14 protein-coding genes and 1 pseudogene are annotated in these 16945 nt (G+C 70.6%); 4 read left to right on the forward strand and 11 right to left on the reverse strand.

Annotated features, from left to right (window positions below; all coding sequences use genetic code 11):
• Positions 1-293 precede the first annotated feature (293 nt).
• On the forward strand, positions 294-1949 hold the full coding sequence (locus ACFWY6_RS05430) for a hypothetical protein (RefSeq protein ID WP_384686626.1): 1656 nt from the start codon (positions 294-296) through the stop codon (positions 1947-1949).
• A 46-nt stretch (positions 1950-1995) separates the two neighbouring features.
• Here ACFWY6_RS05430 and ACFWY6_RS05435 read toward each other — a convergent pair.
• The 6 genes and pseudogenes from ACFWY6_RS05435 to ACFWY6_RS05460 form a co-directional block, all read right to left on the reverse strand.
• Positions 1996-2360 (reverse strand): annotated as a pseudogene (locus ACFWY6_RS05435) (XdhC family protein); the annotation flags it as partial.
• A gap of 623 nt (positions 2361-2983) precedes the next feature.
• Positions 2984-3610 (reverse strand): hypothetical protein, encoded by a 627-nt coding sequence (locus ACFWY6_RS05440; RefSeq protein WP_384686628.1) that lies wholly within the window; start codon positions 3608-3610, stop codon positions 2984-2986.
• Between the two features lie 78 nt (positions 3611-3688).
• The gene (locus ACFWY6_RS05445) at positions 3689-4165 is read right to left on the reverse strand and encodes a (2Fe-2S)-binding protein (protein WP_384686630.1); all 477 of its coding nucleotides are present in this window, start codon (positions 4163-4165) and stop codon (positions 3689-3691) included.
• 74 nt (positions 4166-4239) lie between these two features.
• Positions 4240-6534: a molybdopterin cofactor-binding domain-containing protein gene (locus tag ACFWY6_RS05450; RefSeq protein WP_384686632.1), complete on the reverse strand. Its 2295-nt coding sequence runs from the start codon at positions 6532-6534 to the stop codon at positions 4240-4242.
• Positions 6535-6566: 32 nt separating this feature from the next.
• Complete coding sequence (locus ACFWY6_RS05455) at positions 6567-7790, reverse strand: oxygenase MpaB family protein (protein WP_384686634.1); 1224 nt, start codon at positions 7788-7790, stop codon at positions 6567-6569.
• A 28-nt stretch (positions 7791-7818) separates the two neighbouring features.
• Entirely contained in the window at positions 7819-9048 is a 1230-nt protein-coding gene (locus ACFWY6_RS05460; protein ID WP_384686636.1) for an oxygenase MpaB family protein, read from the reverse strand.
• Between the two features lie 189 nt (positions 9049-9237).
• On the opposite strand from ACFWY6_RS05460, the gene ACFWY6_RS05465 reads away from it, so the two are divergent.
• Entirely contained in the window at positions 9238-9924 is a 687-nt protein-coding gene (locus tag ACFWY6_RS05465; protein ID WP_384686638.1) for a TetR/AcrR family transcriptional regulator, read from the forward strand.
• 106 nt (positions 9925-10030) lie between these two features.
• Positions 10031-10483 carry a nitroreductase family deazaflavin-dependent oxidoreductase gene (locus tag ACFWY6_RS05470; protein ID WP_384686640.1) on the forward strand — a complete coding sequence of 151 codons (453 nt, stop codon included), beginning with the start codon at positions 10031-10033 and terminating at the stop codon, positions 10481-10483.
• Positions 10484-10555: 72 nt separating this feature from the next.
• Here ACFWY6_RS05470 and rox read toward each other — a convergent pair whose 3' ends face one another.
• Both rox and ACFWY6_RS05480 read right to left on the reverse strand, forming a co-directional pair.
• Positions 10556-11998, reverse strand: coding sequence for a rifampin monooxygenase (gene rox, locus ACFWY6_RS05475; RefSeq protein WP_384686642.1), 1443 nt, complete (start codon positions 11996-11998; stop codon positions 10556-10558).
• 115 nt (positions 11999-12113) lie between these two features.
• Positions 12114-12560, reverse strand: coding sequence for an SRPBCC family protein (locus ACFWY6_RS05480; protein ID WP_384686728.1), 447 nt, complete (start codon positions 12558-12560; stop codon positions 12114-12116).
• 286 nt (positions 12561-12846) lie between these two features.
• Between ACFWY6_RS05480 and ACFWY6_RS05485 the strand changes: the two genes are divergently transcribed.
• Positions 12847-14025 (forward strand): metallophosphoesterase, encoded by a 1179-nt coding sequence (locus tag ACFWY6_RS05485; RefSeq protein ID WP_384686644.1) that lies wholly within the window; start codon positions 12847-12849, stop codon positions 14023-14025.
• Between the two features lie 127 nt (positions 14026-14152).
• On the opposite strand, the gene ACFWY6_RS05490 is transcribed toward ACFWY6_RS05485, so the two are convergent.
• The 3 genes from ACFWY6_RS05490 to ACFWY6_RS05500 form a co-directional block, all read right to left on the reverse strand.
• The gene (locus ACFWY6_RS05490; RefSeq protein ID WP_384686646.1) at positions 14153-14539 is read right to left on the reverse strand and encodes a DoxX family protein; all 387 of its coding nucleotides are present in this window, start codon (positions 14537-14539) and stop codon (positions 14153-14155) included.
• A 100-nt stretch (positions 14540-14639) separates the two neighbouring features.
• Positions 14640-15287, reverse strand: a complete 648-nt coding sequence (locus ACFWY6_RS05495) for a M23 family metallopeptidase (protein WP_384686648.1) — start codon at positions 15285-15287, stop codon at positions 14640-14642.
• A gap of 72 nt (positions 15288-15359) precedes the next feature.
• A complete protein-coding gene (locus tag ACFWY6_RS05500; RefSeq protein ID WP_384686650.1) occupies positions 15360-16883 on the reverse strand; it encodes a bifunctional phosphatase PAP2/diacylglycerol kinase family protein in 1524 nt (507 codons plus the stop codon).
• Between the last annotated feature and the right edge of the window lie 62 nt (positions 16884-16945).

A 16945-nucleotide genomic window follows, 5' to 3' on the forward strand; every position in this document is an offset into this window, starting at 1 on the left:
TGGCTTAGCGGGGTTGGGGGGTGGGGCGGGGGGCGGGGGAGCGACTGCGCGCGCCGCCCGCGGCCCCCGCCCCCGGCCCCCGCGCCCCCCCCCCCCCCAACGTCGCTCCAGATCAACGCCTGGCGCCCGATGACCCGATGAGGCGAGGACGACCGCCGCCCGCTCCCGCCTGCTGCCGGATCATGCCACTGGCGCAGATCCGCCATCACGAGGTTCCGTCCCCGGCTAAAACTCTGCTCTCAACCCCGAGTTCATTGGCCCGAAGGACGCCCATGCATTTTCGTCAGTTCGCTGTGAGTACCGCTGCGGTCGGGGCGCTGCTCACACTCACCACCCCTGCCGACGCGATACCCGACGCCCCCCGCAGTGCCCCCTGCACCCCGTTCGGCAACACGACGGCCGACCGGACGGACGAGCGGAGCAGCTGCCTGGACGTGGCCCTGCGGCTGTCCAAGGCGCCGGCCGTAGGCGCCCGGGCCCGGCTGGACATCGAGGTGCGGACCACGGCGCAGCGTTCGGACGTGCGCCTCGACGTCGAACTCCCCGCTGGTCTGGTCTGGGTGGACGCCCCAAAGGGGCTGGTATCGCGGACGACCGACTCCGCCGTGCCCGTCCACCGTGGCCGACTGCACCACGCCGAAGGCCGGGGTCACACCGGCAGCCGGCAGCCGTGGCGGCTCAGCGGCACGGTCAAGGCCGTCAGCCCCGGCTCGGCCGAGATCCGCGCGGCCGCGACGACGACCTCGGGCGACGGCGGGGACACCGGCAGCGTCTTCCTCACCGTCGGCGACCGGCACTCCTCCCCGGGCATCGCGGTGAAGGACGACAACCCGACGGCCACCGAGACCAGATCGAGGACGCGGGCCCACTCCCACCTCACCCACAAGCCCGCCGGGCAGACGCCCACCGCATCGACGGCTTCCGTGACTGCCGGGACCGCGTGCGTGACCGGCGGCTGGGGCTACACCGACCACACCGGGGCGGCCAGGGTCGCCCCCAACTCACAGGTGAAGGTGTATGACAAGGACACCGACAGCGAGCACGACCTGCTCGGCAGCGTCCTGACCGGATCCGACGGGCGCTACCGCTTCTGCTTCGACAACGCCGACGGGGAGGGCGGCGGCCAAGACGTGTACGTCCAGTTGGCCACCGAGAACTCGCGCTGGATCGTACGGAACGGTGAGACCGGAAATTCGTACCGCTTCACTACCTCGGTCCGTTCCGAGGTCGGCAGCGGCACCACGGCCGACTTCGGCGCCCTCCGGCCGGCCGACGAGGCCCTGATGCGCGGGATCGAGGCATTCGACACCGTGAACGCCGCCTGGAACTGGCGGCCCGGCACCTGCTGGGACGCGCGGGACACCAACTGCCGCCGCGCACAGGTCAACTGGGCGCCCGACTCCACCGAAGGCGCTTACTATTCACGCCAAGACAACGCCGTCTCCCTCACCGCAGCGGACCCCGACGCCCCGATGATCGTCCTCCACGAGCTCGGCCACGCCCTCATGGACGACGTGTACGAGGACGACTATCCGCCCACGTCCAACTGCAGCCCGCACTACGTCCGCCGCGCCAGCTCCAAGGGCTGCGCCTGGAGCGAGGGCTTCGCCACCTGGTTCGGCGCCACGGTACTGAAGGACCCCACCATGCGCTGGGCCGACGGCAGCACCCTAGACCTGGAGGGTCCGACCTGGGGCACGACCGGCTGGGACAACGGTGACACCGTCGAGGGCCGCGTCACCGGCGCGATGATCGACCTGGCGGACGGTGCCAACGAGTCCGGCGACAGCTGCTCCGAGAACCCTGCCGGCCCGTTGTGGAACACCTTCCTCGACCACGTCTCAGACACCTTCGGCCAGTACTGGGCCCAGCGCGCGGCGGACGGGTACGACGTCGGCGCGACTCAGCTCGGCTGCCTGTACCACAACACGATCGACTACCGGTCCTGAGCCGGAGGCGGTCACGCCGCCACGTGCGCCCGCCCTCTCCCTCATTCCCGTCGTGGTGGATGGGCGTACCCGAGCCAGTCAGGGTACGCCCATGCCGCCGCGGCGTGTCGCCACGTTCTCGGCCGCGATGGACACAGCCGTCGCCTCGGGCGTCCGGGCGCCGATGTCGCGTCCGATCGGTGACCGCAGGCGTGCCAGTTCCTCCTCGGTGACGCCGACTTCGCGCAGGCGCCAGTTGCGGTCCTCGTGGGTGCGGCGCGAGTCCATGGCGCCGACGAACGCGACCGGCATCCGCAGTGCCTTTTCGAGGAGCGGGATGTCGAACTTGGCGTCGTCAGTGAGGACGCACAGGACCGTGCGGCCGTCCGTCCGCGCGCTCCACAGATAGCGGCGCGGCCAGTCGACCACCACGTGACAGAGAACGACGTGGTCATCGGCGGCGCTTCGAGACCGGGCCGCGAGCGCATGAGTACCGCGGAGCCGCATGGTGCAGGAGCTCGCACGGGGCGACAGTTGGCCTCGATGGCTGAATTCCGCTCCTACGGCAAACGTAAACAGCCATGAGTCGGGCGTCGCCGCATCACTCGCACACAAGGGGCTCCATCAGTTTGCGCCGACAGGGCTCGTCGCAGTCCTGCGCCCTAGGGTCGTCATTTGGTGGGACAGACAGCTCGACTCCGCATCCGGTGCTCGACAAGAGCGTGCCGCAGCGTCCAACTTCGACGACCTGCATCACTCACCTGACCGGCACCAACCCGCTCTGGGGCAGTAGGTAATGGCGGTCTCGCATCTTCCAGCCGAGATCAACTCCCACTCCACTCCCAGCAACGCCTCCTTGATCCAGGACTACGCAGCTCAGGAGGGAACCCATTGACACTCACCGAAGATGACGGAGAACTTCACTTGCCCTCCAGGGAGTTGAGCGCCGCAACGGCGGGGCCCTTGTTCCGATTAGCTATATGACTAGTCGTCAGATAGCGGGGAAGCAAGGGCCCCGTACGCACGGGAAAGCTCCGGGACGACCGTTCAGGTCGTCACGCGGGCCCTTGCCCGGCAGGCAAGGCGTGCGACAGCAGGAACTCGGTCGCCGCCGCGATGGCCTCGGCGTAGGTGCCGTGAACGGCCTCGGACTCCTCTTCCCGCTGGTCCGCGGCGGTGGCGCTGTACCACCAGGCGTCGACGTCCGGGTCGTGGTGAACCACGGCGGAACCGCCCGCGTAGCGGAGCGGGATGGACCCGCCGGCGGACTTCTTGACCACGGCGTGGGGCCACTTGAGGCGGGCGGACTGGCGTTTGATGCCACCCCAGGCCGCGCCCAGCTGGGCATAGTTCGCTCCGCTGCGGCCGGCGACGGTGGCGGCACTCTCCGCAAGCCGGTCGACGGACTGCTTTGCTTCGTACAGCGCCCGCAGCAGCGCCAGTTGCACATCGGGCGAGGCCATGAGCGCGGGGTCGAAGTGCTTGCCGGCGGTGCGATAGGCCAGCGCACGCGTCGAAATCCGTACGGCAAGCGCGCGGACCGCGTCGAGGACCTGGTCGTCCATGGTGAACGTGTCGTCCTCGGCGGGCTCGCTCCAGGCGGGCTCCATCAGAGTCATGACGGTGGCCCAGAAGTTCTCGTCGTTCTTGTCGGGGGTCGGGATCTCTGCCGCTTCATCCATACGACAACTTTAACTGTCGGGAGGCGTTCACGACAGGAATTACTGTCAACCGGGTCGAGCGTCGCCGGCGACTGGCCCTCACATGCTCTCGGCGCCGGCCTTGACCGCGTCGCGGATGCGGACGTACGTGCCGCAGCGGCAGATGTTGCGGATGCCGTCGAGGTCGGCGTCGGTGATCTGGCGGCCCTCCTCTGCGACACGTCTGACCAGGGCGACCGCTGCCATGATCTGGCCGGGCTGGCAGTAACCGCACTGGGCCACGTCCTGGTCGAGCCAGGCCTGTTGCATCGGGTGCAGGTCCGCGCCCACCGTGGCCGGGAGCCCTTCGATGGTGGTGATCTCGTCGGTCGGCCGCAGATCTTTCACGGGGATCGCGCAGGGGTTGGCGGCCTTGCCGTTGAGGTGGCTGGTGCAGGCCTTGCAGACGTTGATGCCGCAGCCGTACTTCGGGCCGGTCACGCCGAGGATGTCGCGCAGCACCCACAGCAGTCGTACGTCGTCGGCGACGTCGACGGTGACCTGCTCGCCGTTGAGGCGGAAGATGTGCTCCCCCACGGGATCTCCTTGCTTCGGTTCGGTCTTGTTTCGGTTCGGTCTTGTTTCGGTTCGGTCTTGCTTCGGCGGATGTTTCAGCGGGCGTGGTTCCGGCCGTCGGACGGGGACTGGGGGATCGGCGGGACGGTCGGTTTGGGCTCGAAGGAGAGCGTGCCGTGGTTGATGGGGAAGCTGGTCGGCAGGGTGCCGGTCGCCCGGCCGTAGGCGCAGGCGACCGCCGCCATCGACGCGGCGACGCCCAACTCCCCTGCCCCGCCCGGCTTCCCGGTGGTGGTCGGCATGACGATGATCTCCAGCCCGGGTGGTGTGTTCCACTGCCGGGTGTAGAAGTAGTTGTCCCAGCTCGCTTCGAGGAAGTAGCCGTCGCGCAGGTGCAGGCTTGAGGTCAGGGTCTGGGCGATGCCGTCCATGAGGCAGCCCATCATCTGGGCTTCCAGGCCCCGTGGGTTGACGGCGAGCCCGACGTCCACGGCGATGACGGCCTTGGTGACGCGGGGGCCTGTCACGCCGTCGCGGATGGGGCGGTCGACGGTCTCGGGCCGGCAGTCGATCTCCACCAACACCGCGTTGACGGAGTGGTATTCGGAGTGCAGGGCAATGCCCTGCGCGGTGCCGTCCGGCATCGCCCGGCCCCACTTCCCCACCTCGGCGGCCTTGTCGAGCGCCGCCCGGGCACGGTCGTCGCGCAGGAGGTCGCGGCGGAACTCGAAGGGGTCCTTGCCCATCCTCGCGGCGAGCCGGTCGACGACGAGCTCCCGGGCGCAGGTGACGTCGGGCGAGTAGACATTGCGCATGCTGCCGGTGTTGAAGCCCTTGTCGGTCTCGCTGAGGAGCCGGCTGTTGGCGCCGAAGTCGTAGGGCATCGACTGGGAGAGCTGGAAGAACGTCTCGGAGAAGCCGATGTCGCCCACGGGCAGCTTCGCGGCCAGAGCGGTGAAGACCTCGCCGAGGCCGTGCCCGAGGTCCGTGGCGACGCTGGTGTGCCGCTGCCGGTAGCTGAGCACCGTCTTGCCGAGGTAGGCGGCGCGTACGCGTGAGATGGCCATCGGGTGGGTGCGCCCTTGGCGGGCGTCGTCGGCGCGGTGCCACATGAGCTTGACGGGCTTGCCGAACTCCTTGGAGATCTCGGCGGCTTCCAGCGCGGCGTCGAAGAAGAGTTTCCGCCCGAAGGAGCCGCCGCCCTCGGTGACGTGGACGGTGACCGCGCTCTGCGGCAGGCCGAGCCGGGCGGCGATGGCCTGCTTGGCGACGATCGGCGCCTTCAGGCCCGACCAGATCTCGGCGCGGTCCGAACGCACGTCGGCTATCGCGCAGTTGGGCTCCAGCGCGCTGTTGCTGCGGAAGTGGAAGGTGAAGGTGGCCTCCACGGACGGTGTCACCGGGGGAAGCCCGAGCGGCAGTTCGGCGGCTCGCAGCTCCTTGAGCACCGTCTCGTCGGACTTGCCTTCCGCGCTGCCCGGCTTCCACGACACACGCAGGGCGCGTACGGCGTCGATGCACTGGCCGAAGGTGTCCGCGCGCACCGCGACACCGGTGGAGACCGCCGCGACATCGGTGACACCGGGCATGGCCCGGACCTCTGCAAGGTTGGCCACCGAGCGGACCTTGCCGTTGATGGTCGGCGGACGGCACACCATCGTCGGCCTGGCGTCCGGTACGTCGAGGTCCATCGCGAACTTCTTGCGCCCGGTGACCGCGGCGAGCGCGTCGACGCGGTTCTGTGGCGTACCGATGACGGTGAACTCGTGGCGCTCCTTGAGCTCCACGGACACCCGCTGTGGCTCGCTGCTCGCGGCCTTCTCGGAGAGCGCTCCGATGCCGATGCTCTTTCCGCCCGCGCCGCCGGTGATCACTCCGGCCCTCAGGGTGAGGTCGCGGACCGCCGTGCCGAGTTCGACGGCCGCGGCTCGCAGCAGCCGGCCGCGGGCGACGGCCGCGGCGACCCGGATCGGGGTGTAGGTCGAGATGGTCGTGTTCGACGCGCCGGTGAGCTGGTTGAAGACCAGCTCTGGCCGTGCGTCGGCCAGCGTGACCCGTACCCGGTCGAGCGGCACGTCCATCTCCTCGGCGATCAGCATGGCCGTCGACGTCGTGATGCCCTGGCCGACCTCGGCCCGCGGCAGTGCGAACGACACGGTGCCGTCCCTGCCGACCTCGACGGTGATCAGGTTCGAGGTCGGCAGGGCGGCCGCGGTCATCACGTCGTTGAGGTCGACTAGGTCGACGAGCCCGGTGACCTCAGGTGACGGAATCCCGGCCACGGCTCCGGGCGCGGGCCCGAGTTGGGCAGCGGTCACCAGGGTCGGCGCGGCGATCACGTATCCGAGGAAGCGGCGCCGCCCGATCCCGGAGGTACCGGACTGCGACACTGACTCCGGCTCCGGCTCCGGCTCCGGCTCCATCAGCGCGATCGGTTCGCGTCAGGGATCTCCAGGTGGATGGGCCTGCCCTCCGACAGGAAGAGCAGGACGAACTTGCGGAGGGCTTCCTCCATGGCCCAGGCCGCCTCCGGGACCAGGGGCAACGGGATCAGCTTTTCCCGGAAGGCCACCAGGAGCGGCCAGGACTTCGAGATCAGCGGCTGCCAGAACGGCTCATCGGACAGACCGATCAGGTCGCCGATCCGGTCGCCGAGCGTGTACCGCGAGAACGCGCTGACCAGGGGCCGTGACACACCGGCGTCGAGCTCGGCGACGATGTCGAGGAGCATCTCGGTCAGCTTGACGCCCTCGTCCGAGCGGGCGAGCACGGGGTCGAGGAGCTGCTTGGACTGGGCCTCGGCCGCCTCCCAGCTCGCCGGGATGTACTCGTCGCGGACGCCGAGCATGTGCGCGGTCAGCTGCCACACGTGCAGATAGGCCTCGGACTCCGCGCGGGAGACCGGAACCTTCCACTCAAGCAGCTTGCGCATGACAAGGGTGGCCAGGCTGTGCCAGGTGACCATCAGGTCCGCCTGGCTGATGGGGATCTTCTGTCCTTCGCTGGTCTGGGACCAACCCGGGGACTTCGGCAGCAGGTTGCGCACCGCCGCGTGCACGAGCCGGGTCCGCACCGCGGTCACGATCATGGAACCCTGGGGCTGATAGGCGTCCAGGTCCCCGATGTCGTACCCGAGCTTCGCGGTCTTGGCGATGCGGTCCTTCATGTCCGCGCCGCCCTTGGAGTAGTAGACGGCGCGCGCCTCCCTGGGGATGGCGGTGCTCATCAGACCACTGCCGAGCCCGTACAGCGCACCGACGTAGATCCCTTTCGTCGTGCTGAACCGCGCGGCGGTGTCGAGCTTCTTCCGGTCGGCCCAGGAGGGCAGTTGGCGGGCCTTGTCCATGAACTGCCGCAGATCCGGGGGCAGTCCGGCCGGGAGTGGCTGGTCATTGCGGGTCCAGGTCCGCAGCAGCTCGTTGACCTTGGGTACGTCGCCCCGGTCGAGCACGGCACCAAGGATCTGGTCGGCCTCCTCGTCCCACACCCACTGAGGGTCGGTGCCCGCGCCCGACCCCGCCACCGAGCCGCTCGCCGCCCAGGACCAGACGGACCGCGCGCTCGCCGGCGACGCCACGCCGAGCGCACCGACCGCGCCGAGGGCTCCGCCTGTGAGCAGCATCTTGCGCCTGCTGAGTTCATCCATGCTCGGAACTCCTCCTTGAATCCGGGGGTCAGGCGGGCCGGTTGGCGTCGGGGATGTCGAGGTGGATCGCGCGTCCCTTGGAGAGGTAGAACAGGATGTACTTGCGGGCCGCTTCGTCGATCGTCCAGGCGATCTTCGGCACCAGGGGCAGCTTGATCAGCCCCTCGCGGAACGCCACCAGCGGCGGCCATGCGGTCTTGACCGCCGATTCCCAGAACGGCTCGCGGGGGATGCCGTCCCAGTCGGCGATCCTGTCGCCCACGAGGTACCGGGCGAAGGCGTTGACGAGCGGGCGGTCGACGCTGCCGGGACTGGTCTGCTCGGCGAGCTGGCCCAGCAGGATGTCGGTCAGCTCGACGCCTTCGCGCGTGGGGCCGAGGACGGGGTCGAGGAGCTGCTTCGACTGGGCCTCGGCCGCCTCCCAGCTCGCGGGGATGTACTCGTCGCGGATCCCGAGCATGTGCGCGGTCACCTGCCACACGTGCAGATGGGCGTCGGACTCGGCGGAGGTGATCGGGACCTTCCACTCGCGCATCTTGCGCATCGCGTAGGTGGGCAGGGTGTGCCAGGTGACCAGCATGTCCGCGAGGCTGATCGGGATCTTCTGGCCGCCGCTGGTGTCGGACCAACTCGGGGACTTCGGCAGCAGGTTGCGTACCGCGGCGTGCACCATCCGCGTCTTGACCGCTTCCACGACGCAGGTGCCGTCGGGCCGGTACGCGTCGAGAGCCCCCACGGCGAAGCCCAGCTTGCTGGTCTTGGCGACCCGGTCCTCCATGTCGGCGCCGCCCTTGGAGTAGTACACGGCGCGCGCCTCGCGGGGGATGGCGGTGCTCAGCATGCCGCCGCCTATGCCGTTGAGGATGTTGAGGTAGAGCCCCCGGGCCTCGTTGAACCGCGCGGCGGTCTCGAGCTTCTTGCGGTCGGCCCAGGAGGGCAGTTGGCGCGCCCTCTCCATGAACTGCCGCAGATCCGGGGGCAGTCCGGCCGGGAGTGGCTGGTCATTGCGGGTCCAGGTCCGCAGCAGCTCGTTGACCTTGGGTACGTCGCCCCGGTCGAGGACGGCGCCAAGGAGCCGGTCGGCCTCCTCGTCCCACACCCACTGGGGGTCGGTGCCCGCGCCCGACCCCGCCACCGAGCCGCTCGCCGCCCAGGACCAGACGGACCGCGCGCTCGCCGGCGACGCCACGCCGAGCGCACCGACCGCGCCGAGGGCTCCGCCCGTGAGCAGCATCTTGCGCCTGCTGAGTTCATCCATGGCCCGGAACTCCTCCTTGAGTCGCCTCAGCGCTGACTGATACTCTGATACAGATTGCGTTGCTGCGTTTCATCGGCGTTTCATCGAGAGAAGCACAACCCGGATCGGAGCACCAGACTCCGGACCCGACTTCTGCAACTCGCCTTCCATTCAAGGGGAGTTGAGGAACGCGCCCCCAGAAAGGCGACCGTGGAACGACCTGCATTTCCCTTCCTTGCCACGCCCCAGGACTCGGATTCCGTACTGGACCGCGCGTTCACCGAGGCGGCCGAGCGGATCGACGAGAACGACGAGGTCACCACGCGCGTGCTCGACGCCGCCTTCGAGCAGTTCCGCCGCATGGGCATCCGGCGGTCCACGATGGAGGATGTGGCGCGCCGCGCGGGGGTCTCCCGGATCACCGTCTACCGCCGGTTCGCCACCAAGGACGCGCTGGTCGAACAGGTCGTACGGCGTGAATTCCGGCGGTACTTCGACCAGTTCATCGTCGACGTCCAGGGCGCGGAGACCGTCGCCGACCGCGTGGTCCTCGGCTTCGTGAGCTCACTGCAGGCGATCCGCCGCAATCCCCTCATCGGCGGCCTGATGGACGTGGAACCGGACGCCGTCGTGCCGTCCATGACCAGCGACGGGGGCCGCACCCTGGCCGTCGTGCAGCAGTTCGTCGCGGGCCGGCTGCGCCGCGAGCAGCGGGCGGGCAAGGTCTCCCGCGACGTGGACGTGGACGTCGTGGCCGAGATGATGGTCCGGGTCTCGGCGTCCTTCCTGGTCATCCCGAGCCATGTCGTCGACCTCGACGACGAGGAGCAAGTACGGGCGGTGGCCCGGCAGTTCCTCGTACCGATGCTCGACCCGCCGCCCGCCGCCGACTTGTAGCGCCCGCCTTTCTCGACCCTGGCCACGGGTACGGCGATGATGACTCCGCGCGGCGCTTGTGCTGGACTGAGCGACACAGTCCGTACGCGATGACAGGGTGAAGGCGATGCCTCTTGAAGGCGAGTACGTGCCGAGTCCGGCGCAATGGATCCGCGACCAGGTCGAGTTGTACGAGAGTTCGGACGGCGCGCAGGGGGCGACGCTCTGGGACACGGGCCTGCCCGTCGTGATTCTCACGACGCGCGGCGCGAAGACCGGCAAGATCCGCAAGATCCCGCTGATGCGCGTGGAGCATGAGGGGCGGTACGCGGCCGTGGCCTCGAAGGGCGGCTTCCCGCGTCACCCGGTCTGGTACTTCAACCTCAAGTCCGACCCGCACGTGGAGCTCCAGGACGGCTCCGTACGCCAGGACATGACGGCCCGTGAGATCACCGGGGACGAGAAGGCCGAGTGGTGGGAGCGCGCGGTCGCCGCGTATCCGACGTACGCCGAGTACCAGGAGAAGGCCGGCCGCGTGATCCCCGTCTTCGTGCTGGAGCCCCCGGCCGTGGCCACCTGAGCGCCTTCCGGAGACCGGGAACCGGTCCTCGACCACCATCGTGGTCGAGGACCCGCCTCGTTCGTGCCGGTATCAGCCCGCGGCGACTCCGAACCACTTCGGCAGATGGGCGAGCAGGTCCTGCTGGTCCTCGCCGACCCATGCCACGTGCCCGTCCGGCCGCAGCAGCACCGCGGGCACGTCCAGTTCCTCGCTCACGTCGACGATGTGGTCGACCCGGTCCGCCCAGCCCTCCACCGAAAGGCGGCCGGTCTGGTCGAGCAGCAGCCCGCGGCCCTCGTGCAGCTGCGCGTACAGCCGGCCCCGCTTCAGTTCCACGTCCCGCAGCCGCCCGCCCAGCAGGTCATGGCCCTCGCCGAAGTCGTAGCGGACGTCGACCGCGGTGATCATCCCGGTCACGTACCGGTTCACCTCCTCGAAGTCCATCAGCTTCGCGAACAGCTCCCGCAGCGCGGTCGGACCCGGCTCGGTCCCGAGCAGCGTGATCTGCGCGCGGGTGTTGTCGATGACCCGGGCGGCCACCGGGTGCCGTTCGGTCTCATAGCTGTCCAACAGCCCTTCCGGGGCCCAGCCGTTGACCGCGGCGGCCAGCTTCCAGCCGAGGTTGAACGCGTCCTGCACGCCGAGGTTGAGCCCCTGCCCGCCGGTCGGCGGGTGGATGTGCGCCGAGTCGCCGGCCAGGAACACCCGGCCGACCCGATAGCGCTCGGCCTGCCGGGTGGCATCGCCGAACCGGGACATCCAGCGCGGTGAGTGCACGCCGAAGTCGGTGCCCGCGAACGCCCTCAGCTGCTTCTTGAAGTCCTCGATGGTCGGCTCGGTCGCGCGGTCCTCGGCCACCCCGTCGGCGGGCACGACAATGCGGGACAGACCGTTCTCGGGAGGGGTGATGCCGAACCGCAGCTGGGTCTTGTTGACTTCCTTGACGGCGGCGGCGATCGTCGCCGGGTCCGCGGTCACCTCCATTTCGGCGAGCAGCGTCTCGACCGTGGCCGCTTCGCCGGGGAAGTCGACGCCGATCAGCTTGCGCACCGTGCTGCGACCGCCGTCGGCTCCGACGAGGTAGCGCGAGCGCAGCCGTGTGCCGTCCGCGAGCTCGACGCTCACCCCGGCGTCGTCCCCGTCGTCCTCGGACTGGGTCACCCCGACCACTGCGCAGCCGCGCCGCATCTCGACGCCGAGTTCGAGCGCACGCTGGTTGAGCAGCCGCTCGGTCTCCGGCTGCGGGGTGGCGACGCCAAACGGGTGAGCCGTGTCGAGACGGTCCGGCCACGGCTTCGCGATACCGCCGAAGAGGCCACCGACCTGGAACTTCTCGCTGACCGCGAGGAACCGGTCGAGCAGACCGCGCTGGTCCATCACCTCCACGCTGCGCGCGTGCAGGCCCTGCCCGCGGGACTGCTCGGTCTGCTTGTCCAGCTTCTCCAGTACGACCACGTGCACGTCGTGCAACCGCAGCTCACAGGCCAGCATCAAGCCGGTCGGTCCGCCCCCGACCACGATCACATCAATCATCAAAGCCCCATCCAGCAAATCTCATTCAGGCCGGTTCCGGCCCAGGCCGATGATTCTGCGTCATGACCAGGGCCTTGCCGCAAGGGCCCCCACCAGCTATAAGTTGAAACTGGCATCAAGCGCTCTCGCCGTGCTCGCGCACCGCGATCCGAGCCAGTTTCGTCAGCATCATTCCGTTGCGCACCGCGACCACGTAGTCGACGGGAAGCCCGTGCATCCGTGTGCCGGGACCCCGGAGCGGGTGCCATTCGAGGACGAAGAGGGTGTGCTCGGCCCAGGGGATCAGCTGCATGGCGATGCGGGCCGCCCCGAAGGGCTCGGCCTTGGCCTCCAGTTCCAGGCGGCGCTGAGGCTCGCAGATGCGGACGACGCAGGTGTCCTCGAAGGCCAGCGGACCCACACCGACCCGGACGCGCAGGCGGGCGCCCACCTCCGGCCAGTGCGGGTCCGCGGCGAGGACCTCCTGGGTTCCTGTCACCCACTCCCCGTACCGACGGCCGTCGGACAGCAGACTCCAGACCTCGGACGGCGAGCTGAGGATCAGGCGGCGGTTCCGGGACACGGTGACCACGCTCCTTCTGGTCACGATTCGTACCATTCCGCCGCCCGAGCTGCCCCTCGGGACAGCGGAATGACCGGGAAGGCGACCTGCTGGTGAGCTCCACACCGGTGGCGATACGGCGCAGGGGCGCGGCGTGCTGACGTTGGCCGGGAGGGCTCGGGGCGGTGCCAAAGCCCCGAAGCCGGACACTGTTACCCGCAGTTCGCCTGATCGTCTTCCGCTGTCCGCCCCGATATGAGAGAACGCTCTGATGTGCGATGACGAACTGATACCACCCCGGGCGGACTTGACCGAGAAGCAGTGGCTGCGGGCCGACGCGCCGCTCGCCCGGGACCTTGCCGAGAAGTGGGGGCCGGGGGCCCTCACGCTGCACCGCCGTACGCTGCTCGGCGGTGCCGCCGCCGGAGCCGCGCTCGCCGTGCTGCCGTTCGGCGGGCGACAGGCCACGGCGGCGGAGGGCGTCGCGAAGTTCCCCTTCCCCGACGGGCCGAACAGGAACGGGGAGTTCGCCGTCCTGGTGACCGGAGACTCCGGCACCGGTGGCGAGGAGCAGCTGGCCGTGACCGAGGCCGCCCGGCGGGTCTGCCGTGACGAGGGCGTCTCGGTGGCCGTCGGTCTGGGCGACAACATCTACGAGAACGGGCCCGAGTCCGACCACGACTCCGAGTTCCGGGACAAGTTCGAGACGCCCAACACCGGCATCGACGTCCCCTGGATGATGGTGCTCGGCAACCACGACTGCTCGGGCCTGATCCCGGGCAGCGGCGGCGACCCCTCGCGCGGCGACCGCGAGGTCTCCTACGCGGCCTCCTCACCCCGCTGGTACATGCCGAGCCGCTACTACAACGTCACCCTGCCGACCTCCGAGGGCCGGGGCGACCCGGTGGTGGAGTTCTTCGCCCTCGACACCAACCCCGTCGCATCGACCGTCGCCCAGATGGACCCCCACTACAAGTGGGACGGCCCGTACATGCGCGCCCAGCGGCAGTGGCTCGACTCCGCGCTCGCCGCGTCGCGGGCCCGCTGGAAGGTGGTGCTCGGCCACCACCCGTACCTCAACAACGGCAAGCACGGCAGCGCCGGTTCGTACGACGGCTTCGTCATCGGCAACTACACGAGCGGCATCCACCTCAAGGAGCTGTACGAGCAGGTGGTGTGCGGCCGGGCCGATCTGATCCTGTCCGGGCACGACCACACGCTCCAGGTCCTTGAGCCCACGACCCGCACGGCCGGCACCCGCCAGATCGTCTGCGGGGCGGCGGCCAAGTCCGGTGACGGCAGGGCCCATTTCGACCACCCCGCCGCCTGGCAGAACTTCTCCGACGTGGGCTTCATGATCCTCAAGGTCTCCGAGCGGGCCATGACCGTGGACGTCTACACGGTCGACGTCGCCACCCGCACCGCGCACCTGGCCCACACCACGGCGACCTCCGCCGCGGCCGCGGGTCTGTCCGGCGTGCGGTAGGGCCTGCCCCGTGGACCGCGGCCGCGTTCCCGGGCGAAGCCGCCGGCCGAGAAGTCCCTGGAAGCGGCGTGCGCGATCTCAAGTCACTGGCGCAGCGCCCCGGTTCGGCGCGGCCGGTCTGCCCCCGTCACGCGGCCCTTTCGCCCCGCGCCGCCCCTGCCACGTTCCTGGCCCACAGCACGAGCGGGACCTGGAGCGGGAGGCGGCCGAGTGCGGCGGCCCTGAGCGGGGCGGGGCGGTGGCGCCAGTCGGCCGCCATCTGGACGTTGGCGGGGAACACGCCCACGAAGAACGCCGCCGTGGCCAGCGCCGCGGTGCGCCGGGTGCGGGGCAGCGCCACTCCGGCCGCGAGCGCCAGCTCGACCGCGCCGCTCGCGTACGTCCAGGTCCGCGGCGAGCCGGGCAGGGCGCGCGGAATGGTCGCGTCGAACGGCTTCGGGGCGGCGAAGTGGGCGACCCCGGACCCGGCCAGCAGACCGGCCAGGAGCAAAGGGGAACGCGGCACGAGCGACATACGGCCTCCTCAAGTGACGGGAGGCAGACCCTACTCGACAGTAACTCCGACGTCACCGGGCCCTGTGACCGCGCTCCTGGAAGGCGGGCCCGCCCCGGCCTCACAGCAGCCGGGCGCCCCGCCTCGCCAGGTAGGTGACCGGGTTGATGTCCGAGCCGTAGCCGCGGCGGGTCCGGATCTCCAGGTGAAGGTGTGGTCCGGTGGCGCGGCCTGTGGCGCCGCTGCGGCCAAGACGGTCGCCGGTGCCGATGCGGGCCCCTTGGCGGACCGCGATGCGCGAGAGATGCGCGTACACCGCGTAGTGGCCGTCCCGCAGACGCACCGTCACCGCCTTGCCGTACGCCCCCGACCAGCGCGCCAGGACCACGGTGCCCGCGCCGACCGCGTGCACGGGGGTGCCCCGGGGCACGGCGAGGTCGATGCCGGTGTGGTGTCCCGCGATCCAGTTGCCGCGCACTCCGTAGCGGGCGGTGACCCGGAACCGTCTGCGCAGCGGCAGGGCGAATCTGCCGGGAGGTCCTTGCGGGGCGAGGTCACGGGTGTCCGGGGTCGCCTCGTCCGCCTCGGCCAGGGCCTCCTCGAACTCCTCGTCGTAGCCGACGCCGCAGCCTCCGTCGGACTCCGCGGCCGCGTGCGGCGCGGGGCCCGCCACCGTGAGGGCGCCGCCGGCCAGGAGGGCCGCGGCGACGCTCAGTACGTCACGTCGTGTCGTGCCCGCTTCACGCGGGCTGTCTATGTCGTAGCGCATGCCCGACAGCACAACGGCGGCGGGCCGCGGGCGCACGCCGACTGCGCCGCATGGCGTAACGGCCGCGCCGCGTCAGCCGGGCGTCGGCCGGTACACGGTGAGCGCCTCGGGGAGTTTGTCGACGAGCAGCGCCGTGGGAGCGGGGGCGACTTCGCCGTCGTACGCCATCGGTGTGTCGGCCGGCAGGCCGGAGACGGCCAGGCGCTGGGGCCGCGCGGAGGCGTACACACGGGTCCTCGCCAGCTGTCCGGCCAGCGCTGCGACCAGGAGGCGGCTGCGCGCGAAGTGCCCGCCGTGCGCGATGCGGACGTCAAGGAGGCCGTCGGCGAGGTCATGCCGGCGCACAGGGGCGATACCGGCGCTGCGGTAGGCGCCGTTGCCCGCGAAGAGCAGCCACAGGGAGCGGCCCCGTCCGTTCACCACCGCGCGCAGCGGACGGCCCGTGCGCACGATCCGGGCGACGCCGAGCAGGGTCGCGGGCGGCCCGCCGATCCTGGGTGACCAGTGCTCTCTGATGCGTACGAGATCGGGGTAGGCGCCGAGGCTGAACGTGTTGAGGAAGTACACCGGGTCGGAGTACGTCCCGTCGTCCGGCTCCGCCCCGGCCTGCGGCCTGATCCGGCCGACGTCGGCGCGGACGGCGCTGCCGTCGGCGAGGGCAGCGCAGGCGTCCGCCACGGTGTCGACGCCCAGGTCCGCCGCGAAGTGGTTGAACGTCCCGCCGGGCAGCACCATCAGCGGCACCTTGTGCCGCAGCGCCGGTGCGACGGCGGCGTTCACCGTGCCGTCGCCCCCGCACACGCCGAGCACACCGCCGCGCCCGGCCGCGTCTTTGGCGGCCTCCTCGATCACACTGGGGAGCGGTCCGGCCTCGTCCTCGTAGAGGACCACATCGGCGCGGGGCAGTGCGCTCTTCAACTGCCGTACGGGATCGACCAGTTGCGGCTGGCTGCCGGACGACGGGTTGACCACGACCACCAGGCCCTCGCCGTCCGGCAGCGCGGGCGCGTCCGTCCGGGGCCGCGCGGGCGGCGGCAGCTGCGCACGGGAGGGTACGAGGCCGCGCACCGCGAAGGCGGCGCCCGCGCCGATGGCGGCGCCGACCAGGACGTCGCCGGGGTAGTGCACGCCGGTGTAGACGCGGGAGAACGCCACCGACCAGGCGACCGGCGCCACGGCCGCGCCCAGGGTCCGCGACTCCAGCGCGACGCCAGTGGCGAAGGCAGCCGCCGATGCCGCGTGCCCGGACGGGAAGGAGCTGGTCACCGGCTGCCGGGCCAGATGCCGTATCACCGGCACCGCGTCGCGGACCGGCCTGCTTCGGCGCACCGCGCGCTTGCCCAGCGTGTTGACCGTGACCGAGGCGAGCGCCAGCGAGGTGATGCCGCGCACCGCGGCCCGCCTGCCCCGTGCGCCGCCGAACGCCCACATCCCGGCGGCGATCCCGCACCACAGCAGCCCGCGGTCGGCGCTCCGGCTCAGCCGGGGCAGCACGGGCTCAGCGGCCGGCCAGGAGCGGGCGGCCACATGGTGGAACACGAAGTGGTCGGTGGCGCTCAGCAGCCGGCGGGCGCGCCGCCCCGATGGATCGTTCATGCTCCTCTCCTACCCCCGCGGGCGGTCCGCACCGCACATGTCTTGCGCCGACGGCCCCGCGT

It is taken from the genome of Streptomyces sp. NPDC059037 (assembly GCF_042740015.1).
Classification (GTDB): Bacteria; Actinomycetota; Actinomycetes; order Streptomycetales; family Streptomycetaceae; genus Streptomyces.